General features: G+C 59.2%; 16 protein-coding genes and 4 pseudogenes. 8 read left to right on the top strand and 12 right to left on the bottom strand.

From position 1 onward, the window contains the following. Positions 1–23 precede the first annotated feature (23 nt). Both AB4N42_RS15160 and hisM read left to right on the top strand, forming a co-directional pair. A complete protein-coding gene (locus AB4N42_RS15160; protein WP_030141757.1) occupies positions 24–710 on the top strand; it encodes an ABC transporter permease in 687 nt (228 codons plus the stop codon). Next, positions 710–1,411 (top strand): histidine ABC transporter permease HisM, encoded by a 702-nt coding sequence (gene hisM / locus AB4N42_RS15155; RefSeq protein WP_030141758.1) that lies wholly within the window; start codon positions 710–712, stop codon positions 1,409–1,411. The genes AB4N42_RS15160 and hisM overlap by 1 nt, the downstream gene beginning before the upstream one ends. A gap of 35 nt (positions 1,412–1,446) precedes the next feature. Here hisM and AB4N42_RS15150 read toward each other — a convergent pair whose 3' ends face one another. Continuing rightward, positions 1,447–2,037, bottom strand: coding sequence for a TetR/AcrR family transcriptional regulator (locus tag AB4N42_RS15150; protein ID WP_030141759.1), 591 nt, complete (start codon positions 2,035–2,037; stop codon positions 1,447–1,449). 120 nt (positions 2,038–2,157) lie between these two features. Between AB4N42_RS15150 and AB4N42_RS15145 the strand changes: the two genes are divergently transcribed. Next, complete coding sequence (locus AB4N42_RS15145) at positions 2,158–2,916, top strand: SDR family oxidoreductase (protein WP_460114911.1); 759 nt, start codon at positions 2,158–2,160, stop codon at positions 2,914–2,916. A gap of 23 nt (positions 2,917–2,939) precedes the next feature. On the opposite strand, the pseudogene AB4N42_RS15140 reads toward AB4N42_RS15145, so the two are convergent. The 4 genes and pseudogenes from AB4N42_RS15140 to AB4N42_RS15125 all read right to left on the bottom strand — a co-directional run. Further along, a pseudogene (locus AB4N42_RS15140) lies at positions 2,940–3,281 on the bottom strand (ATP-binding protein); the annotation flags it as partial. A gap of 519 nt (positions 3,282–3,800) precedes the next feature. Then, positions 3,801–4,136, bottom strand: a pseudogene (locus tag AB4N42_RS15135) (response regulator transcription factor); the annotation flags it as partial. 213 nt (positions 4,137–4,349) lie between these two features. After that, positions 4,350–5,399 (bottom strand): annotated as a pseudogene (locus AB4N42_RS15130) (sensor histidine kinase); the annotation flags it as partial. Between the two features lie 1,294 nt (positions 5,400–6,693). Next, entirely contained in the window at positions 6,694–7,797 is a 1,104-nt protein-coding gene (locus tag AB4N42_RS15125; RefSeq protein ID WP_437128333.1) for an ABC transporter substrate-binding protein, read from the bottom strand. Positions 7,798–8,109: 312 nt separating this feature from the next. Between AB4N42_RS15125 and AB4N42_RS15120 the strand changes: the two genes are divergently transcribed. From AB4N42_RS15120 to AB4N42_RS15110, 3 genes are all read left to right on the top strand, one after another. Beyond that, the gene (locus tag AB4N42_RS15120; RefSeq protein WP_460114910.1) at positions 8,110–9,156 is read left to right on the top strand and encodes a lipase family protein; all 1,047 of its coding nucleotides are present in this window, start codon (positions 8,110–8,112) and stop codon (positions 9,154–9,156) included. Positions 9,157–9,567: 411 nt separating this feature from the next. Then, positions 9,568–9,930, top strand: a complete 363-nt coding sequence (locus AB4N42_RS15115; RefSeq protein ID WP_030141764.1) for a DUF6124 family protein — start codon at positions 9,568–9,570, stop codon at positions 9,928–9,930. A gap of 221 nt (positions 9,931–10,151) precedes the next feature. Beyond that, positions 10,152–10,523: a hypothetical protein gene (locus tag AB4N42_RS15110; RefSeq protein WP_198795778.1), complete on the top strand. Its 372-nt coding sequence runs from the start codon at positions 10,152–10,154 to the stop codon at positions 10,521–10,523. 190 nt (positions 10,524–10,713) lie between these two features. Here AB4N42_RS15110 and fos read toward each other — a convergent pair whose 3' ends face one another. After that, positions 10,714–11,124: a fosfomycin resistance glutathione transferase gene (fos, locus tag AB4N42_RS15105; RefSeq protein WP_030141766.1), complete on the bottom strand. Its 411-nt coding sequence runs from the start codon at positions 11,122–11,124 to the stop codon at positions 10,714–10,716. Positions 11,125–11,384: 260 nt separating this feature from the next. Continuing rightward, a pseudogene (locus AB4N42_RS15100) lies at positions 11,385–12,001 on the bottom strand (LysE family translocator). Between the two features lie 202 nt (positions 12,002–12,203). On the opposite strand from AB4N42_RS15100, the gene AB4N42_RS15095 reads away from it, so the two are divergent. Both AB4N42_RS15095 and AB4N42_RS15090 read left to right on the top strand, forming a co-directional pair. Next, on the top strand, positions 12,204–14,186 hold the full coding sequence (locus AB4N42_RS15095; protein WP_460114909.1) for a M10 family metallopeptidase C-terminal domain-containing protein: 1,983 nt from the start codon (positions 12,204–12,206) through the stop codon (positions 14,184–14,186). Positions 14,187–14,313: 127 nt separating this feature from the next. Continuing rightward, complete coding sequence (locus AB4N42_RS15090; protein WP_460114908.1) at positions 14,314–15,075, top strand: SDR family NAD(P)-dependent oxidoreductase; 762 nt, start codon at positions 14,314–14,316, stop codon at positions 15,073–15,075. An 84-nt stretch (positions 15,076–15,159) separates the two neighbouring features. Here AB4N42_RS15090 and AB4N42_RS15085 read toward each other — a convergent pair whose 3' ends face one another. The 5 genes from AB4N42_RS15085 to AB4N42_RS15065 form a co-directional block, all read right to left on the bottom strand. Next, entirely contained in the window at positions 15,160–16,059 is a 900-nt protein-coding gene (locus AB4N42_RS15085) for a helix-turn-helix domain-containing protein (RefSeq protein ID WP_431147508.1), read from the bottom strand. Positions 16,060–16,121: 62 nt separating this feature from the next. Further along, positions 16,122–17,510 carry a J domain-containing protein gene (locus AB4N42_RS15080; protein ID WP_198795774.1) on the bottom strand — a complete coding sequence of 463 codons (1,389 nt, stop codon included), beginning with the start codon at positions 17,508–17,510 and terminating at the stop codon, positions 16,122–16,124. A 3-nt stretch (positions 17,511–17,513) separates the two neighbouring features. Further along, entirely contained in the window at positions 17,514–19,205 is a 1,692-nt protein-coding gene (locus AB4N42_RS15075) for an Hsp70 family protein (protein ID WP_258647652.1), read from the bottom strand. 159 nt (positions 19,206–19,364) lie between these two features. Next, on the bottom strand, positions 19,365–19,667 hold the full coding sequence (locus tag AB4N42_RS15070) for a hypothetical protein (protein ID WP_407683084.1): 303 nt from the start codon (positions 19,665–19,667) through the stop codon (positions 19,365–19,367). Between the two features lie 58 nt (positions 19,668–19,725). Continuing rightward, positions 19,726–21,033 (bottom strand): OprD family porin, encoded by a 1,308-nt coding sequence (locus AB4N42_RS15065; RefSeq protein ID WP_460114907.1) that lies wholly within the window; start codon positions 21,031–21,033, stop codon positions 19,726–19,728. Between the last annotated feature and the right edge of the window lie 22 nt (positions 21,034–21,055).

Genomic DNA, 21,055 nt, shown 5'->3' with positions numbered 1-21,055 from the left:
CCATCCGTGCGGAGCCCGAAAGCATGTTTCTCGAAGGGTACGGTTATCTGATTTTCCAGGGCGCGTGGCTGACCGTCCAGGTCGCCACCTGGGCCGCCTGCGTCGCCATCGTGCTCGGCCTGCTCGGCGCCTTGGCGAAACTCTCGCCGGTGGCGCCGCTGCGGCTGGTCGCGACGGTCTACACCACGCTGGTGCGCAGCGTGCCGGACCTGGTCCTGATGCTGTTGATCTATTACAGCGCGCAAATCGGAATCAACCAGATAGCCCAGGCGTTCGGCCGGGAATCGTTGCAGTTGAATCCCTATGGCACCGCGATCGGTACGTTGGGATTCATCTACGGTGCCTACTGCGCCGAAACCTTTCGCGGCGCCTTCAGGGCCATTCCGTTTGGCCAACTGGAAGCCGCGCGGGCCTATGGCATGAGCCATTGGCAAGTGCTGCGGCGGATCCGCCTGCCGCAAATGATGCGGTTCGCCTTGCCCGGCATCGGCAACATCTGGCAGGTGCTGTTGAAAAGTGCCGGCCTGATCTCGCTGCTGGGCCTCAATGACATGGTCCAGGTCGCCAAGCAAGCGGGCAACGCAACCTCGCGGCAGATGTTTTTCTATCTGGTGATCGCGGCGATCTTCCTCGCCTTTGCGATCCTCTCCAGCCTGGCCCTCAAACACCTTGAACGACGCTACAGCCTCGAACCGCAGCGGAGCGTGTGATGATCGAGATACTGAAAGAGTTCGGGCCGAACTTCCTGTGGTCCGACGGTTACCGCTGGAGTGGCTTATCCGTCACCTTATGGCTGTTGGTGACGTCGGCCATTATCGGCCTGGCCGCAGCAATACCCCTGGCGCTGGTTCGCACCTACGGCAATCGCTGGCTGGCGTTGCCTGTCCAGCTCTACACCTTGGTATTTCGTGGCACGCCGCTGTTCGTGCAACTGCTGATCATCTACAGCGGCCTGGCCAGCCTGAGCCTGATCAGGGAATCACCAAGCCTGTGGTGGTTCTTTCGAGACGGCATGCATTGCGTGATCCTGGCGCTGGCCTTGAACACCTGCGCCTACACCGTCGAGATTCTGGCCGGCGTGTTGCGCACCACCCCACGCGGTGAAATCGAGGCGGCGCTGGCCCTGGGCATGACCCGCCGCCAATTGTTCGTCCTGGTGCTGATCCCGAGCATGCTGCGCCGGGCACTGCCGGCCTACAGCAACGAAGTGATCTTCGTCCTGCACGCCACGGCCATTGCCTTTACCGCCACCGTTCCCGACATTCTTAAAATCGCTGCCGATGTAAACGCCGCCACCTTCAAGACCTTCCAGGCCTATGGCATTGCCGCCCTGCTCTACATGCTGTTGGCGTGCGCGCTGGTGGGTGTGTTTCGATTGGCCGAGCGCCGGTTGTTGGCTTATCAGCGTTGAACAGTTTGGGGGCTGGCTTCCGTCCCGGGCATCACCTACGGAGCATTCTCAGGCGCCCCCGCGTTCATCTTCAAACTTTCAGGGCTGCCTGCGCACAGGCCATCCATCACCAGGTCCATCAATCTGTCGAGACGAGTACGCCATTGGCTCTGGGAATCGATTTGCCATATGCCGGCCGTGGCCAGGAAAAAGTCGTCGTGGGTGACGCCGCTGCGAATGGTCCCGGCCTCCTCATTAGCCCTCAGCAATAGCTCGGCAGCCGCCTGGACTGGCGCGTAACCAGATTTCCCCGGAAATTCGTAGGCAGAAGCGGCCTGTCGTATCGCAGTCGCAAGCCCGGCCTTGGTCATTGCATATTCAGCGAGGCAGCTCATCCATTCTCGGAGCGCCTCTTTCGGTGGTTTTGTCGCGAGCAGTTGTTCGGCCAACGCGGCCACCTGCTGCATTTCGAATTGATAAACCTCGAACACCAGGCTTTCCCGGGTAGCGAAGTGTCGATAGAACGTGCCCTGTCCTACCCCGGCTTTCTTCGCGATCGTACTCAGCGGCACCGCCGGATCGATCGTCAGTTCCACCACCGCGACCTCCAGTATTCGCTCCCGGTTTTTCTTGGCGTCGGCACGCATTGCCGATTCGTCATTCCTAGGCAAGATTTTTCCTTCGCGCATTGCAAAGCGGACAATTGTCCGGTAGATTTTTTACATAAGCGGACACGTGTCCACTTATGACCTTCACTGGAGTCTACTATGAACGGCACTGGCAATACGATTCTCGTTACTGGCGGCACCTCCGGCATAGGCCTTGGCCTGGCACTCAGGCTTCACAAGGCGGGCAACAAAATCATCATCGCGGGACGTCGCCAGGCTCTGCTCGACCAGATCGTGGCCGAACATCCAGGTATTGACTCCGTCCTGCTGGACGTCTGCGACCCACAATCGATCCAGCGCAGCAGCCAAGCGCTCGCGACCCGCCACCCGAACCTGAACGTCCTGATCAACAACGCTGGCATCATGCATTGGGAGGATCTGACCGATTCCGAATACCTGGGTACAGCCGAAGATACCGTGACGACGAACCTGCTTGGCACGATTCGCATGGTGTATGCGTTCATTCCCCAACTGCTCAAGCAACCCAGCGCAACGATCGTGAATGTCAGCTCGGCCTTGGCGTTCGTGCCGCTGCCTGCAACACCGACCTACAGCGCAACCAAAGCGGCCGTCCACTCTTTCACCCAGAGCCTTCGTGTCCAGCTGGAAGCTTCGCCAATCGAAGTCATCGAGCTTGCGCCACCGGGCGTGCGCACCACCTTGCTCGGGCAGGAAAATGACGAACATGCCATGCCCCTGGACGAGTTCCTGGATGAACTCTTCGAGCTTCTCGAGACCTCTCCGACCCCGCGAGAACTGATCGTCGAGCGCGCCAAGCCCTTGCGATTTGCTGAAGCAAGCGGTTCACATGAAGAAGTATTGAACATGCTGGCGGGGTACAAACCTCCGGCAGAATGAGACGCGTAGGAACGCTTCTGTATTCACTGCTTACCCAGCGAAGCATCGACGGGAATATCCAGGATAAACGTCGCTCCCTGCCCAACCCCATCGCTGCGCACGGTCAAGCTGCCGCCCATTTCCTGCGCGGCGAGTGCGCAGCTGTGCAGGCCGAAACCGTGGCCGTCCTTGCGAGTCGTGAAGCCATGGGAAAAGAGGCGCGCCATGTGCTCTGGCGCGATCCCCTTGCCATTGTCGGTCACCGTGATACGCAATGCTGCCTCGTCAGCGAGGAATGCGCTGAACGTGACGCATGGGCTGCGATCGGTCACGCCGTCCAGCGCCTGCCTGGCATTGCGGATCAGGTTCACCAGAATCAGCAACACCCGGTGCCGGTCCAGCGGCAGCAGAGGCAGGTCGGCGATGTCCTTGACCACCGTCATCTCCTGGCGCGCCCGGGATCCAGCACTCATGCGCAAGGCATCATCGATCAACTCCGGGACCGGCACGGTCTCGACCACACTCACCGCAACGGCGTAGGACTGCTGGGCAGCGACAATGGTCTTGATGTGGTCAATGCCCTTGGTCAGTTGCCCGAGTTCTTCGATGATGCTTTGTTGCTCTTCCGCCACGACTTGCGCCAGCTTGAGCAGGTAATCGGGCAGCATCTTTCCCTTGTGGTCGTGGGTCAGGAAATCGCTCAGGTCATGGACGTGTTCGTTCATCAGCTTAGCCACCTTGCCCAGCCCCTGCGCCTTGGACGAGCGCATCTGACTGCTGACCAACTCTGCCGATACGTTCACGCTGTTGAGCACGTTACCGACGTTGTGCAGCACCGTGGTGGCAATTTCGGCCATGCCCGCCTGGCGCGATTTCGCATGCAGCTCGGTCTGCACCTGGCTCATGCGCAGCGCCGCGCGTACGCGAGCCTGGAGCTCCAGCGGCGAGAAGGGTTTGGCGATGTAGTCATCGGCGCCACTCTCCAGCCCGGAGACACAGGCCTCGCTGCCGCCGCGAGCCGTCACCAGGATCACAGGCAGATGGGCAAAACCGGCGCTGGCCTTGATCCTGGCTGTCAGGCCAAAGCCGTCGAGGTTCGGCATCATCACGTCCGAGACGATGACATCGATGGGGCGACGCTGCAGGATTTCCCAGGCCTGTTCTCCATCCGTTGCGGTGACGACGATGTAGTCGTTGCGCAAAAGTTCGCTGAGATAGGTAAGCATTTCAGGGCTGTCGTCTACGACCAGGACTTTGGATCGCGAGGCGTATTCCGGGTGCTGTCCATCGTCTGCGCCTGGCGCCGAAGCCAAGTCGTTGCGATTACCCTGGCGGCCATCGTCGAAACGCAAGTGGCGCTGCTCGGTTGTGCTTGCGGTGTTCGCCGACGATCGCTCGTACACATCGCTGGCTTCGGCCGGCAGGGTGTTTTGTCCATCCCCTATCGGGAGTCGAACGAAGAAGCGCGAGCCCCGCCCGGGCTCGCTGCTGACGCCGACTTCGCCGCCCATCAGTTCGGCCAGGTCCTTGACCAGGGCGAGACCGATGCCCGTACCGCTGTAATGGCGCGTGGCGGAATTGTCGATCTGGGAAAAACGCTGGAACAACAACGGTAATTTGTCCGGCGCGATACCAATGCCCGAGTCTTGCACTGCGAACTCGAACCGCTCGCCCTCCATCGGCGTCGCTGCCAGGTGCACCGTGCCGCCAGCGGGGGTGAACTTGATGGCATTGCTCACCAGGTTGAGCAGGATCTTCTCGAAGTGTCGAGGGTCCAGGAACACCGTGCCGAGCGCGGAATCGATGCTGCAGGTCAAGCTGCAGCCTTTACCCTCGGCCACCATGGCGGCATCTTCGGCCAGCACCCCAACGACCTTGTTCAAGTCAATGAGCGTTGGACACAACTCGAACTTGCCCGCTTCGGCCTTGGAAAAATCGAGGATGTCGTTCACCCGGTTCATCAAGCGCAGCGCGTTGCGTTGGGCGCGCTCGATTTGCACGCGCCAATCCTCCGGCGGGAAGGCTGCCGCCGAGAGCTGCTCCAGGGGAGCGAGGATGAGGGTCAGGGGTGTGCGCAATTCGTGGCTGACCGTGGCAACGAAATCGCTTTTCGCCTGGTTAGCCGACTCGGCCTGGTTGCGCGCCTGGATGAGTTCGATGGCCTGCGCCTCCAGCTCCTCGGTCTGTTGGTGCAGCGTATCGGTCCGTTCGGCGACCATTCTTTCCAAAGAGGCCTGGACTTGCTGTCGTTCGGCTTCGGCCTCGGCCTCCAGCACCCGGATGCGCAGGGCGTTCTCCTGGAACACCCGTACGGCACGGGTCATGACGCCAATTTCGTCGCCGCGTCCGGCACTGGCGATCTCGGCGTTCAGGTCGCCGGCCGCCAGCCGACGCATGACCGAGGCCAGGGCCACGATGGGTTGCGCGATAAAACGCGAGGTGCTCCAGGCGATAGCGCCCGCGAGCAGGATGGCCACGGCACCGGCCACGATCGTCGCAAGCATGCCGCGATCATTGTGGACCAACGCGTCGGCGCGCGCTTCGCCGGCAAAGCGCGCCACCAGCAGGCCGGCGCTCCGTGCCTCGTTGCGAACCTGGTCGCGTGCGCCGCCCAGGGCATTGCTCGCCTGCTGGAACCGGGCGAATGCCGCCCGGTAGCCAGCAATCTGGTCGCTGACCGTCAAGGGCGTCGCCTTCGCTTGCAGCCCGACGGACGAAGGGAGAACGCGCGCGAGACGGGAAAGTTCATCCAGGATAGCGCCGACAGAGGTGGCGATCTCCGCCGACGGTGACAGGCGAAACGATAAGGTCTGCGCCTCCAGCGTGGCGACACGCTCGGCGAAACGCTTGGACAACGCGGCTGCATTGTTCAGCAATCCGGTGGCCGCTTGAATGTCGCTCGCATCATGGGCAACACGCCCATCCACGTCACCCAGCATTGCCTCGAGGCGCTCGGCCAGGTTGCCGATGGCGGCGAGGTGCCGCAAGGCCTCGCCTCCCCGGAGCTTGGGCGCCTCGCCAAGTTTCTCTACCGTCGCACCGGTTGCGGTGATCGCCGCCACCAATTGGTCCAGAACTTCTATCTCCTGTGGCGCCCCCATCACCTCACGTAATTGTTCGACCACGGGCTGGAGTGCCGCGCAGGCATCACGCGCCGCGCCGGCGGCCGTTCCATCATCGTTCACCAGCAGCTTCGCCACATGGGTGGTGATGATCTGTTCGCCGTTGCGCAGGACATCCAGGATGCGGTGGGCGCTTTCGATGTTGCTCACCCGCGCCGTGTGCTCGGCGGCGCGAGAGTCAAGACGCTTCTGGCCATCGACGATGCCTTGCTCGACAACCGTCGCCGCCTCTCGCATCCGGCCGTAGTGGGCCGTCATGTTCTCCGTTTCGCCATCCATGGTCAGGGTCGCCGCCCGCAGGACCGTGATCGCCGCGGAGAGCCTGTCCAGCCCGCCCTTGAGCGATTTTGCCTCGGCCACCGGAATGGCAGTGAGGCTGGCGATCGCCGTTGCGACCATGCCTTCGGCCTGGGACAGGCTTTCCTGGTCGCGGGAGGCGATGAAATTTTCCACCCGCTCGGTCGCTCCGTTGACCGAGGCCAGGATCTCCGCGGAATGGCTGGCGGAATCCACGGCACGCACCATGCCCCGCAGGCCGTAGAGGTTCACCAGCGATACCGCCAGCATCAGGAATACCAGCGCGGCGACGGCCAGCCCGATCCTGACAGCAATGGGCCTGTCAGTGGCGAGTCTGAATGTCACCATCGCCCCTCGCCTCCTGATTCTCTACCCGCCATTACTGCTTCGTCATCTCCGGCAAAGGCGTCGGCGGCGCCGGCGTATTGTTGATGGCCGCATCGATCATCGCCGCTACGGAAGCCTGGCTATACAAAGGATTGGCAGCGCCGCCCACCGGCATCGTGGCGAGCCAGGCATCCAGGTCTTTTGCATCAATGCGTACCAGCGGCACCTCAACGAACTTCGGTACCGATTTACCCGCCAGAATCTGCTGGGCCACCCAGAAACCCACCTGGGAAACGCTTGGCGAGGCGGAAACGGAGACGGTCTCGTAGCCATTGGCATCGCGCTCCTGTTTCCACAGGGCAAGTTCGTCCTGGCGGTTGCCCATCACGATGATCGGCAAAGGGCGCCCCGCCGCCTTGAACGCCATGGCCGCGCCATAACCGTCGCCGCCCTGGGTCGCGACCGCATCGATGCTGGGCAGCGCCGGCAGCGCCAGCGCCACCTCCTTGCGGGCGACGGACGCCGTCCAGTTCCCATAAACGGTCTTGGCAAACTTCAGGCCCGGATAGTCGCTGGCGGCCTTGCGAATGCCGTCGCTGATGTTTTTATCGGTGGCATCGCCGGCAATGCCGCGGATTTCCAGCAACGTTCCATTCCCCTTGAGGCGCTTGGCGATGTAATCGATTTCCACCCGGCCCATGGCCGCCCAGTTGTAGTCCACGGTATAGACACAGCCCTCGGTGACCAGGCTGGCCATGACGACCACCACGATGCCAGCGTTGCATGCATCACGGATCACCCCATCAAGAGCGGTGTCGGACGCGGCCAGGATCACAATGGCGTTGACGCCTTTGACGATCATGTCCTGGATATGGGCGGCTTGTTCCGACGCCGAGTTGTTGGCGCTGACCACCGGAGCTTCCCGGATCAAGCCCTCCTTCTGCGCCTGGACCGCAATTTCCTCCCAGTTGCGCACCATTACCTTGCGAAAATCGCTGCCCGCGTAGGAGTTGCTGAAGGCGATGGTATAGCTTGCGGTTGGGCCACTGGCGATGCCGCTTTCGGCCGCTTGGGCTGGATGGGTGGCGAATATCGCCAGTCCGGTCATGCAGGCGGCGAGGCGCCACAAGACTTGGTGGATCGGTTTAGTGTTCATGCCGCACTCCTTGCTTGGGATCTACTAACCGTAATCCACCTGCATCTGCCATGAGCATAGTCTCGACGCGCCCGCTTCGCGCGCCACATGACGGATTTCATCAAACGGAGCGCGTCACACCTGGCCCGCCTCCTCCGATCACACGCTGCCCTTCAGCATTGTTCAGTACTCGTTCTTCACCATTTGGATACATCAGCGCTTGCATCCAGAAACTGCGGCTACACTCGATCCTGCTGGCCAAGAAGGATCGACGGCAGCCGTGGGTTTTCGTTGGTCCCGTTGAACTATCTATCTTCGAGACAAGGAGCAGTCATGACTTCGCTAGACTCACTTCAGCAAAGACAAATCAATCTGACCCACGCGTACGTGGTGAACAATGCGGCGCTGTCTTCGCCGGATTGGAAAAACATGAAGAACCCTTCGCCGAGCCAGGTCAAAGACAACATTCTTACGCGCCTTAATGGCTCCAAGGTTGGCGGCGGCTATGGCGTAGCCTGGGGACCCGCCCTGGTCCCGGATGGCGAGCATGTGGCTCACATCACGGTGGTGCTCATCGGCGGGCAGAACGAAAACGATATCGTCGTGGTGACGAGTGGGACCCTTGCCGATTCCATCAAGGATCAGATAGATGATCTTGATATTTCTCCAATGGTGCCGCTGCAGAACCTCATCAAGAACTGCCCAGTACCGGCTCACGTGGCGCAGGGGACTGCGGACGGCGTAAACGCGATATTGGGTCAGGAATCGAAAATCGGCAGCCAGGGCAAACTCTGCGATTTCCTGGCAAAACAGCGCAGTGGGGCAACGATCCGGTTGGTCGGGCATAGCCTCGGCGGTGCCTTGATGTCGGTTCTTGCACTTTATTTGAAAGATAAATTTTCGAACTTTGATTTCCACTGCGAAACGATTGCGGCGCCTACGGCCGGCGACGGTGTTTTTGCGAGCTATTTCAATCAACAGATGGCCGGCAATGCGCTACGCATCTACAACACGCTGGATGTCGTTCCGATGGCATGGTGCGCAACCTCTCTCGACTTCTCCTTGACGCTTTACGAGCCCACCAACGTCATCGATGAAAAAATGAAGGGAATGGTTTGCTCCAATATCGATACCATCACCCGTAATAACTTGAACTACACGCAATGGGGCATGGGCGGCGCAAACATGGAGCTGCGGCTCTGTGGGGAACTTCAATCCCCGTGCCCTAACTACGAAGCGCAATCCGGCTATCAGCACATCTACGAATACATGACGCTGCTGGGGCTGCAGCTAGGTGATATTCCGATGCTCGGCGCCGTCTGGCAGCTAGGGCGCAGTTTCATCGATCAGGGAAGAAACGGGGACAGGCCACGATTATGAGACGGTCCGATTACAGATAAGTCCAAATCGTGGTCTGTCCCCGGTTTCCAACCCACCTGCATTGCCAAAACGCCCCTCTCCTACAGCCGCCGCCTACAACGTCCATCTAGCTACGCATCCTTGCGCCTTTGCCTACAACTACGCCAGAATCCGCCCGCTTGTGCGCCTTGTCCCGGGGCTCTATTGTCTTCCTGCCACTGCCCATCAGTGGTCGGGTTTAGTAGCCCGAGGTAATCGAAGTTGTACAAGCGCGTCTCAAACAGGGTCCTACCCTGTTCTTGATGGTGGCTGTACGCAGGGCGCTCAGGCGCGCCGGCTTCTTCGGTTCCCCGGTCTACTAACCTGCGTACAGCTGCCACCCCTTTGTTTAGTAGCTTCGGGGTGTCGGCACCACATTCGGAACCGAAGCTTATGTTCAAAATAACCCCGAATCCGCCAGAAGCAGATTCCATTTCCAAATCCGCAAAATCCAAAGCCAAGCAGCACGACGAAACCACCAAGCGCGTGCTCGATCACTACTTGCTACCGAAACCGGATAAACCCAAAGACGCCCCCAAACCGGGACAGCTATTCACCGTCGCGAAAGGCCTCGATAACGAATGCCTGCTCGCCAACCTTAGCGAAACCCTGGCTTCGGCTGATGCCATGGTGAGTGATCTGGCGTTTGATCTGGATGGGGCACGGCGTCATGTAGCGCTGGGGATTCAGCAGTTGATTGAGTTGAGTTCGTTATTGGCTAATCGGGTATTGGATAACGTGGAGCCGCGGCAGTAGGATTTATTCCTAAACGGAAAAACCCGACGTTTTGCGTCGGGTTTTGATTTTTCTATCCGTAGGAGTAGGCGAATAACTCTAAATTGCTTTCAAATTTTTCTTCTGCACTTCATCACATTCCTAGCGGTAGGCCACAAACGGTGATGCAAGCGCCACCTCGCATCCAGCGGAACAAACTCATGATTAGGCTGTTACCGAAGAATGAGCTCCAAGAGCTTTCCATGAAAGCTGAAGCAGACGGTTTGGCGCTGAGTGATATTGCCGCCACGTGTGTGAAATTTGATGTTGCCCCACAAGATGTGCTGAACGAGCTGTCCATCGCGATTGCGGAAGGCTATCTACAGGGGACTTTGAATTATGACTTTTGCGACGGCGTCATGAACGGGATCATAAACGCTGTGGTTGAAGTGGGAATGACCAATGACATGCCTCAGCCCGCTTTCTCCCTTTACCAAGCGTTCGACCAAGGTGAGTGGATCCGCAAAAGCGATCCGCCGGAGACCGACCCCAATGAGAAATATGTGAAGCCGATCGTCCTCGAAATAATGCGAACCCTCGATACAGCATCAAGCAAGCGTCCATATGAACTTTGAAAAACCCGAAGCGCTGAGAGTCCAGCAACGATGCGATGCGCTCGACGATCACGACTTCCGAATGCACAGTTCCTTTTTCCTTTTTCCTTTTTCCTTTTCTCTTTTTCGTCTGCTTCCCTGCTCGCTAATGCAGGGATTTTGCCGTTGGCCGGATAGCAGAGCTATCTTCAATAAAATCAGACAAAAACGGTCAGTCAAAAAACTCCATACCTGCATACGGCTGGCGCCGGCATTGCTCAAGCCTTGAAGCTAGGCTGCCTACATGCACTTCCAGGCGATGCCCATCGGGATCCGAAAAATAGAACGAGTTGCCTTCGCTCGAGTTGGATTTCCACTCAATTACCTTACGAAGCCGCAAGTAAGCGGCGACTTCTTCAAAGTCGTCCTGCCCCACCGAAAACGCATAGTGGGTGTAATCAGGCTTTTTTTCCGCCACGCGGCTCTCGTCGACAGACAGACAAAGCCAGAGGTCACCGAGGGAAAGATAAGCTCCCGTCTCCCAGCGGGCAGCCAATCTAAAGCCGGGAAGAGCCACATAAAACTCAATACTGAGAGAAAGGTTCGCAACCGCCAACGTCAGATGATTCAAGCCAGTCAACATGAGCATCTATCCAGAACCAGTCCATGAGAACGGTCGAGGATAACAATATCGACTTTTTCGACACAATCGGTCGTTTTTTGCCTGTTGTGAGGAGCAGCATACGATCCATGGCTGTCATTGTTGTGTGAAAGTAACGAAGCTGGTTTCCATTTCGACGCTTGCAGAGTAGAAACGGGGACAGACCACGATTATGAGACAGTCCGATTACAGATGAGTCCAAAATCGTGGCCTGTCCCCCGGTTTCCCTCTCAATCGTAGGCCTATCGAACCAGCTGCCGTATCCCAAGAGACAAAATCAAACCACCGCATAATCGATCAATAGCTTTTTTCCTCCTTCGATACGCTGAAGCAATCCCAGGTTGCGAAAGAGCGATTGCGACCACTCCGTACCAAGTCATCGAAACCACCGCTACGACTGCCAGCATCGCCAAAAACGTGCTGGTTGAAACGTGCGTGGGGGCCGCCGCTGAGAAATAGCGGCATAGAAAGCCATGGATTTAGGGTTGCCGATGTTTGTAACGACCCCCTGAATGAACGACTGCCGAGCGTTTGCGACGACTGCATCATTGCAGGGGGCAAGCGCGCTCTTCCCCGCCTTGAGCAGCAGTCGGAATCCAAACCACATCAAATAGGCTGCGCCCAGGACTTTTACGATCAGCGCCGCCCAAGGGAACGCAGCAAATACAACGCCGATACCTGCGATTGCGCAGGTTGCCCAAAATACATTGACCAATACGATGCCTGCTACCAAAGCCAAAGCTTCTGCGCGCGTCGCAGCAACCGCCTTGTGTACTACTGCAACGAAATTTGGTCCTGGAATGACGACACCGGCCAGGTATACCAAAAAGACTGTCAAAACGGCGGGACCATCGATCATGTCATTCCTTTGCGAGTGTTGTGGCCGGGGACGGTCATCATTCATTTCAAAGCCAGCTACGGCTCCAACGTACAATGAAATAAAAGTTCGATACAGGGCTTTTAAGCCTCGTTGTGTTTTTACACACTCGCTTCACAAAGTGGAAACCAGACCGAGCCCTGTCTATTGTCTTTGGCGACGTATAGCCATCGGAGACATGGACATGACTCAGAGCACTTCGCCCGCCGCTTCAGCCGTGCGGAACACAGGCACGGTAGCCACGACCCTATGGGGCTCGGACACCGTCGCAGGTATCGCGGTCGATCCGGACGGTAACATCTGGCTGGGCGCTTATAGTCGCCTGGGACTGGGAGGCGAAGAGGATTCAGGCTTTACCGGCAGCCTGGTCCGGTTCAATGCCGAGGGTCGCCTGGACCGCAACTTCAGTGGAGACGGTAAGTCCCTCCTCCCTGTGTCGCTCGATATCGAGGACGGCGGGAATGCCGCCGTGCAGCCGGGAGGGAGCTACTTGGTGGCGCAGTACGTGAAAGTCGGCGACGCCTGGGTGTCGGGCGTCAGTCGCACCTTGGCCGACGGCAGCCTCGACACGAGTTTCGGCAATGGCGGCACCGCGACAGTGCCCTTCTACTGGAATGACAATCTTGGCCAGCAAGCGTCGTTCTCCGTGCAACACGACGGCAGTTTTTTCGCAAGCGCCGGGTATCCCTCCGGGGAGATCTATATTGCTCGTTTCGACGCGACGGGGACCTTGGTCTCGTCTTTCGCTGAGGCTGGGGTCCTGCACCTGCCAACGTCCGTTGGTATCCACCCCGGCGGCACGATTGACGTTTCGCTGCAGGGAGACGGCAAGGTATTGGTCACCGGGCAAGATACCCTGACCCGCCTCAACCCGGACGGTACGCTGGATAGCACCTTTGCGAATGGGGGCAGCCTGGTCCTGGATGTTCATGCAGACGCGCTCGTCATACAGGATGACGGAAAAATCCTGCTGGCGGGCGCCTCAGGTGGCGTGGCGAGCGTCATCCGACTCAACGCCGACGGTTCGCTCGATACCGATTTTGGTGATCAGGGTCAGGTGCGTTGGGGCTCGGAAAGCGCTCCCTTCGCGGTCGCCGACATGGTCGTGCGGGCCGACGGCAAGCTGTTGATTGGCGGAAGCCAAGGCACGAGCGCGGACGGCTATCTGGCCGCCCTGGTCCAGTTGAACCCCGACGGCAGCCTGGACCACAGTTTCGGCAATCCCGACGACGGCTATCACCACCTTGACGGTGGCCGCGAGGATGACTTCTTGCTGGGTACCGCGTCGTTCGACGATGCGATCCTTGGCGGGGCCGGTAACGATCTGCTCGATGGCCAGCAAGGTCGCGACCAGCTGACGGGCGGTGTTGGGGCCGATACGTTCCGTTACGAGTCAGTCACCGACAGCTACCGAACCACAACCACGGCCCATAGCGATCGAATCACCGACTTCGACCCCAGCACCGATACGCTCGACCTCTCCTCCCTGGGCTTCCTCGGGCTGGGTGATGGACATGACGGAACCCTGGCGATACGCGTCAATGAAAGCGGGACGCGGACCTACCTCAAGAGTTTCGAGGCCAATGCGCAGGGGGAACGCTTCGAAGTGGTCTTCGACGGAAACCTGGGCCAAGCGCTGGATGAAACCAACATCCTGTTCCAGCAAGCCAGGTTGATGGGCACCGAAGGGGTTGATCAATTACAAGGCAACGCTCGGGGCGAAATCATCGAAGGGTTCGCGAGCGACGATCGCCTTTATGGCGCGCTAGGGAACGATGCATTGATTGGCGGAGAAGGCCGGGACTTATTAACGGGTGGCGGCAACAGCGATGTGTTCCGCTTCGACGCACTGAGCGACAGTTACCGTACCGATACCGAAAACCACGCTGATCGCCTGATGGACTATACCGCCGGTGAAGACACGATCGATGTGTCCGCCCTGGGCTTTACCCGACTGGGAAATGGCTACAACGGCACGTTGGACGTGGTTTTCAATCAAGCCAGGAACCTGACGTACTTGAAGAGCTACGAAGCCGACGCCTCCGGGGCGCGATTCGAATTGAGCCTGACAGGGGATCACTCCGGTTACCGTAACTTGGACATCACCTTCGCGCCCTCGGAAGAAGAAGTATTTCAATTGATCGGCGTCGCTGACTTCCAGGTTTAGCGCGGCCAACAAACGAGAAAGGAGCAAAAACCCAACAGTCCGAGCAAGGCTGCCGAAGAGAGGCACGTCAAAAAGCAGCAGAGTTGAACCGTCGAAACGACTGACAACCACTGCTTGGAGACCTGTCATGACTCAATTCAATTCAACCCCTGATGAAGTTGCAGGCAAAGTAGTCCTGGTGACCGGTGCGGCCAGTGGCATTGGTAAAGCCATTACCGAGCTGCTCCATGCCCGCGGTGCCAAAGTAATCGCCGAGGACATCGACCCGTCTGTAAACGACCTGGAGCGAGACGGCATTGTGCCCTTCGTCGCGGACATCACCGTGGATGGCTCCGCTGAAAAAGCCGTCGCCCTGGCCGTCGGGACGTTCGGCAAGCTGGACGTGCTGGTCAATAACGCAGGCCGAATTCTCTACAAACCGATCGTGGAAATGACGCGCGAAGACTGGACGTGGCAGATGGAAACCAACGTCACCGGCGCGTTCCTGCATTCTCGCGAAGCGATGAAGGCAATGATGAAAAACAAATCCGGGGCGATCGTGAACATCGCCTCCTACGCCTCGTATTTTGCGTTCCCCGGCATCGCCGCCTACACCGCCTCCAAAGGCGCCCTCGCCCAACTGACGCGCACCCAGGCGCTTGAAGCAATCGAGCACGGCATCCGGGTAAACGCCATCGGCGTCGGCGACGTGGTGACCAACCTGCTGAACCACTTCATGGACGACGGCCGCGGTTTCCTGGAGGAACACGGTAAATCGGCCCCCATCGGCCGGGCGGCGGCGCCAGAGGAAATTGCCGAAATCGTCTCCTTCCTCGCCTCCGAACGCGCCAGCTTCATCGTCGGGTCGGTGGTCATGGCTGACGGCGGCATGAGTATTCCCGTGGGCTGATGCTGGTCCTGATCCGCGCGGTGCGGCGTTGTCTGCACCGCGCTTTTTTTGGACACCGCGATGACGAACACATCGGCAAAGGGCTCACTTGCGATAGTGGCTCGGCGTCACGCCCACTTGGCGTTTGAAAACTTGGGAAAAATGGCTTGGGCTGCTGTACCCCACGTCCAGGCCGATATCGATAATGCTGCGATCCGTCTCCAACAGAAGCTGCCGGGCACGGGCCATTCTCAGTCGGATGAAAAACTGCGAAGGCGAGTGCCCCGTCGCTTTCTTGAACAGCCGGCTGAAGTGGAATTCGCTCATGTCGGCTGCTTCGGCCAACGCCCGCAAGCTGAACTCCTTTTGCAGATTGGCTTCCATGTCCGTCAATACGCGTCGCAGTTTATAAGCCGGCAAAGCATTGCGACGGGCGATATCGTCTGCCGAATCGTCCAGGTACTCACGGGCGAGGTGAACGGCCAGGCACTGCGCCAGTCCCTGCAAAAAGAGTCCGCTGCCCCGGTGGCGAGTGGTCAGTTCCGCGCGGAACTGTTCCAGCAGCATGGACAGCACGTCGTCACGACCACCCGACACCTCGCGCAAACGGACAGCACCAGGGCCGCCGAGCGTCTCCTGAATGGCTTTCTCCAGCAGCGCGATGCCCAGGTAGATATGCATCACGACAAAAGCGTCTGCGCCAGACACGCTCCAGCGCATTTCGTAGGGCTCAGCCGATGTGGTCAAAAAGAAATCGCCCTTGGACACGACGCTGGTTTGCCACTCGCCGCCCAGGCTGCGTTCCTGCACCGCCGCGGTGCCTGACATGATCCATACCAGCAAGGGCTCAGCGACGGCTGGGACGATAAAGCCTTCCTCCTGAGGCTCGCGGTTGAATATCTGCACCAACACGTCGCGGCCGGCCAAATCATCCGACGCCGCCAAGCGCTCGCCGCGAATATAAGCCTCCAACCCTTGGGGAGAGGTTCGTTCTATTGGCTTCATGCTCATCAGCGCCCCTTTATCGATACCCCCGGCCAGCGCGCCTGACGTTGAAAAATCTATTTCTAAGCGACACCTTTCATACGCCAGTACACCGTCGCCGCCATCACCAGCACGACAATCACGACCACAAGACCTGGGTGTTGCAGCGTGTGCCAAGGCAGCCGCCCGACCCGAAGTTTAACGGCGCGCCATGCTCGTGCCCAGATGGAAACCTTACCGCCGCTCAGCGCTTGGTTGGTGAAATAGAGGACACCAAGGAACACAGCGACCGCGCTTCCCCACCGCAACCATGCAGGGCCGCCGGACCATATGTACGCCAAGAAGGCGGGCGCTGCGCCGGGAAGGATGTGGCGCAGCAACAGCAGCCCGGCGCCCTGTCGGTACCAACGGCGCGGGACCAACCACTGGCTGAGCAGCACGTCCAACCGAGCCGCTGTCACGGCCACCAGCGCCCAGATTCCGTAGGCCTTCATGCCGACCCAGTTCACTGCGATCATCAGCACCGGCATGATAACCGCCGAACTCAGCCCATCCTTTCTTATCAGACCGGTGAACACCGACGTGATCAGCACCACGGACAGCGCCACCCACAGGAACAGGTAGATGCCTCGATAGCTCGTCGGGGGTAGCCAATCCCGCCAGTTGTCGACGGGTTGCAATCCAAGCTGCCCGGGCACCTCTGGATACTGATATTCGATCGCTTGAGCGAGCTGGGCAAAACGTTGCCAGTCACCGCCGTCAAAGCCATCGGCCAATTCACGGCGGTCACCGTCCGCCATGGCTTTCAGCAGCAGAGCGGCCGGCTGCCCGTAGACTTTATCGGTTTCGAACCTGGTAAGGTCCGCCCGCACAGACTCGGCAAAGGCTTGCGCCTCGCACCGTCTGATCAGGCGGTCCCAACGCCAATATTCACAAGGCAGCGTGGCCTGGGCTTCATCCCACCCCATGACCTTGCACACCCCATCGAAAAAGGCCGGCGACCAGCCTTCCGCGGATTCGAGCCATTCCAGGACGCTCAGCTCGAACTGCTGGCGGCGCTCGAACGGCAACAGCCAGTCACTGGCCAGCCAAACGCGAAGCCCGTCCATTACCTGGCGGTCCCGGCCCTCGGCCAACCATTGCTGCATCTGCTCAAGGGACGGTTGCGGCGGGCTGATGGACGTTTGGACGTCGATATCGTCCAAAGAAATGGCGAGCGCAGAGGCCTGCACAACAGTGGGAGATGAGTCCGGGGTTGGCTCGCTGACATCTAGCGAAACATAGCTGCCTTCATCTTCAGCCTGCGCACGCCACTGTGCCTCGGCCAGCGTCGCCTCGTACGCTTGGCGCAGGCGCTGGAACTCATCAGGGTTTTCGTCAGGACGATGGACTTTTAGCAGCCGTGCATAGGCGCGCTTGATACTGCGTTCGTCCGCGTCCGGGGCAAGGCCCAGCATTTGCCAATGGCTCATGACTTACCTCTCCATCTCGAAGTGGGCAAGGCGCTGGCTGATGTCGCCACGGGCTTCGCGGATCCGGTGTTCGTCCTGGGTGTCGAGCATTTGCTGGAAGTGGTTCGCCAGTGCGGCAATATGGTCTCGTCCGTCGCCAAGGCTTTCCTGATACAGGCGGTCCAGCCGAGCCAGCAGCAACGTATTGACCTGCTGGTCCCGCGGATGCACTTTCAATGCTTCAAGGGCGGCCAGCCGTCGGGCGATTTCTTCCGGGGCCAGCACGCCAGGGTTGTTCTCGATGACCAGCCGACGAGTTTCGCCATTGATCGGCAGATGCACCTGGGCTTCGAGCAGGCCGTTGTTATCGTAAGTGAAGCGCACGTCCAGGGTGATCTCCCCGGCCTTGCGCGGCGGCACTGGGATTTCCAGCTCACCGAGAAAAATATTGTTGGCCACCAAACGGCTTTCGCCCTGGTAGATACCCAGCCTGACCACTTTCTGGTTGTCGCTGAGGGTCGACACGTTACGGGAACGACTCACCGGCACCACCGTGTTGCGCTCGATGATGGGCAAGTAGTGACCGCTTTGGTATTGGTTGCCCAGCTGTACCGAGGTTTCGATGCCCAGCGTGTAGGGGCAGACATCGGTCAGCACCACTTCTTCCAGGGAAGCATGGCGTGCTTTCAGTGCCGCCTGGATAGCCGCGCCCTGCGCCACGACTTCGTCCGGATTGAGCTGCATCGCCGGGATCCGTCCGAACAGCGTCGCCACCAATTTGCGCACCAGCGGCATGCGCGTGGTGCCGCCGACCAACAGTATTTCGTCCAGGTCCGCGACCTTGATCCGGGCATCACGCAGCGCGCGCTCGATCGGCGCACGCAGGCGATCCATTAACGGCTGGGCGATGTTCGCCAGATCGCTCTGGGTCACTTCCAGGCACCACTCGCGTGCCTGCTCGCGCAGCACAAAGCGCGCAACCGGCGCCTGACCCAAGGCATGGCGAACACGTTGCGCCTCGCGCCGCAATCGCTGCGCCATGCCAGGCTGGGACGTATCAGGGAGATCGGCGGCGCCGATGCTGGCGATGAAATGCTCGACAAGTCGATCATCGAAATCTTCGCCACCGAGGAAGTTGTCGCCGGCACTGGCGCGCACCTCCATGACCCCTTCGAACAGCTCCAGAATGGAGACGTCGAAGGTGCCGCCACCCAGGTCGAACACCAGGAAGGTGGCCTCGTCCCGCTGTTGCAGGCCGTAGGCCAACGCCGCGGCGGTGGGTTCGTTGATCAGTTTTTCGACCTTCAGGCCCGCCAGCTCTCCCGCAATACGCGTGGCCTTGCGCTGGGCATCGCTGAAGTACGCCGGCACGCTGATCACCGCTTCGAGAACGGGCACGCCCAAGGCACGCTCGGCGTCAGCCTTGAGACTGCGCAGCAGCATCGCCGAAAGCTCTTCCGCGCGGTAGGCCCGCCCGCCCAGCAATGTTTCACGGGCACTGCCCATATAACGCTTGAACAACGACGCGGTGAGGTGCGGATGGGTGTGCAGCCTTTCCCGAGCGATATCGCCGGCGATCAACTGGCCATCGTCGTCGAGGCCAACGACGCTCGGGGTAAGAAGATTGCCAAGGGCATTGGGCAATAGCCGGGCGTGTTCGCCGTCCCAGGCCGCCACGAGGCTGTTGGTGGTGCCCAGATCGATACCTATGATCACTGTCACTTTTCCTTGATTGACACGGTCGGCCAGCAGAGCACCGCATTTCGGCTCAGTCAATACTGATGCGGACGCGGCTCGCGGATTCATGACCGGGGGTATCGGCAGCGTGGGCGGTGGCTTTAGGTTCGGCTGCCTGGAGATTGTAAGGTTGACCGCTTACATTTTTTCATCGTAGAAGGCGATGCGAAGGCCAGGCCTGTCCTTGGAAATAAGGATATTGATGCGATAGCTTCGCCCACTGCCCTGGGCATCGCGCAGTGTAATGCCCGTATCGCCGATCGGGAGGATTTCAGGATCATCCCACCAGTCCATCGTTTGTGGAACGGCCTGAAGAACCTCGTTGAGGACGGACTTGAGAATCGGGCTTTTCCCACCCGTCAGATAGTCATGGCGCGCCTTGAGCAGTACAAGCCTCGCGGCGGACTGCCAGTCTTGAATCTTGACGCCTGGTACAAGCATTTTCGACAGCGGCCGGGCGCCGAGTACCAGGAGCGCTCGATACGGTGATGCTGCACCCTTAGAGCAGCGGAATGCTGTAGCTTACAAAGACCCGGTTCTGATCCTGGTCACGGACGGCTTCGCTATTGGATTTACCGTTGCGCCAACCGAAGCCAACACCTTTGAGCGTTCCTGACTGAACGACGTAGTCCAGAAAGATATCCCTTTCCCATTCTTTCTGAGTGTCACCGGATCTCGTCTTGATGTTGTCACCGGAGAGGTACATGACCGAGGCTTTCAGGCCCGGGATCCCCAGGGCGGTAAAGTCATAGGCGTACTGACCGAATAGCGTGCGCTCCCCTGCACGGGTGAAACTCTGGATCAGACGATCTGTATACAGGTACAAGGAGCTGCCTCCTGCGCCTTTATCTACCAGGCCACCCTGATTGAGTTGGGTGAAGCTGCTACCGTCCGAGACGCTTTGGTAGCCGGCCGTTATCGCATGAGCGCCGAGGCTATAGATCAATGCAGCACTCCAGAGACGATTGTCGATAACGCCATCACCGTTTTTGGTGTAGCCGCTGATTCGGTAGCCCGATGTACCGGAGCTGTTTTCACCTGACGCGTCAGTCCTGAAGTAGCGCAGGTCGGTTTTCAACGATTGGCTGTCCGAGAATGCGAGCATATGCGTCAGTCCGAAAAACTGCTGGTTATAGTAGTTTTCGAGCTGGGCATAGTAGTACTGAGCTGTCAGGTCCTTGGTGACTTTCCAGTCGCCCCCGGCGAAAGCGAACTGGTTGCTTTCACGCGTACCGCCCATAGCGGCGAGCCCTGTCCGGTCAGTTGAAGCACGACCGGTTGCATGTTCAATTCGCCCACCCGTCAGGGTCAGATCCTGGAACTCGCTCGAAGTGATTTGGCCGCCCTCGAAGGTTTGCGGGAGCACCCGTCCATCGTTGGCGACCAGAATCGGAAGTTTCGGAATCAAGGTGCCGTAGCGCAGTTCGGTCTTGGACGTCTTGACCTTACCGGTCAGCCCCAGCCGGCTCCACTCGTTGACGGCGCGGTTGTCACTGTCCGAGGCAATCATCGAGCTGCCAATATGACGTCCCTTGCCACTGTCCAGGGTAACGCCCAGCAACCCAAGGGCATCAACACCAAAACCAACGGCACCCTCGGTATAACCCGACTTGAAGTCCAACATGAAGCCCTGCGCCCACTCTTCGGTTTTCGAAGGGGCAGCGACGCCATCGCGATTGTCATTATTGAAGTAGAAGCTCCTCATGCCCAAGGTGGCTTTGCTATCGCTTAGAAAGTCAGCAAACGCCTGGCCACTGAGGGCGATGCTGCCAGACACCAATGTTGCAGATATTTTCTTCAGGCTCACTTATAACGCTCCGATTTTTATT

This window comes from Pseudomonas sp. H2_D02 (assembly GCF_054677635.1).
This window is presented reverse-complemented; position numbering and strand designations above follow the sequence as displayed.

Excerpts from the sequence above, each read along its gene's own strand:
- AB4N42_RS15160 (WP_030141757.1), top strand. The coding sequence starts at position 24 with ATGTTTCTCGAAGGGTACGGTTATCTGATTTTCCAGGGCGCGTGGCTG.
- hisM (WP_030141758.1), top strand. The coding sequence starts at position 710 with ATGATCGAGATACTGAAAGAGTTCGGGCCGAACTTCCTGTGGTCCGAC.
- AB4N42_RS15150 (WP_030141759.1), bottom strand. The coding sequence starts at position 2,037 with ATGCGTGCCGACGCCAAGAAAAACCGGGAGCGAATACTGGAGGTCGCG.
- AB4N42_RS15145 (WP_460114911.1), top strand. The coding sequence starts at position 2,158 with ATGAACGGCACTGGCAATACGATTCTCGTTACTGGCGGCACCTCCGGC.
- AB4N42_RS15125 (WP_437128333.1), bottom strand. The coding sequence starts at position 7,797 with ATGAACACTAAACCGATCCACCAAGTCTTGTGGCGCCTCGCCGCCTGC.
- AB4N42_RS15120 (WP_460114910.1), top strand. The coding sequence starts at position 8,110 with ATGACTTCGCTAGACTCACTTCAGCAAAGACAAATCAATCTGACCCAC.
- AB4N42_RS15115 (WP_030141764.1), top strand. The coding sequence starts at position 9,568 with ATGTTCAAAATAACCCCGAATCCGCCAGAAGCAGATTCCATTTCCAAA.
- AB4N42_RS15110 (WP_198795778.1), top strand. The coding sequence starts at position 10,152 with ATGAAAGCTGAAGCAGACGGTTTGGCGCTGAGTGATATTGCCGCCACG.
- fos (WP_030141766.1), bottom strand. The coding sequence starts at position 11,124 with ATGTTGACTGGCTTGAATCATCTGACGTTGGCGGTTGCGAACCTTTCT.
- AB4N42_RS15095 (WP_460114909.1), top strand. The coding sequence starts at position 12,204 with ATGACTCAGAGCACTTCGCCCGCCGCTTCAGCCGTGCGGAACACAGGC.
- AB4N42_RS15090 (WP_460114908.1), top strand. The coding sequence starts at position 14,314 with ATGACTCAATTCAATTCAACCCCTGATGAAGTTGCAGGCAAAGTAGTC.
- AB4N42_RS15085 (WP_431147508.1), bottom strand. The coding sequence starts at position 16,059 with ATGAAGCCAATAGAACGAACCTCTCCCCAAGGGTTGGAGGCTTATATT.
- AB4N42_RS15080 (WP_198795774.1), bottom strand. The coding sequence starts at position 17,510 with ATGAGCCATTGGCAAATGCTGGGCCTTGCCCCGGACGCGGACGAACGC.
- AB4N42_RS15070 (WP_407683084.1), bottom strand. The coding sequence starts at position 19,667 with ATGCTTGTACCAGGCGTCAAGATTCAAGACTGGCAGTCCGCCGCGAGG.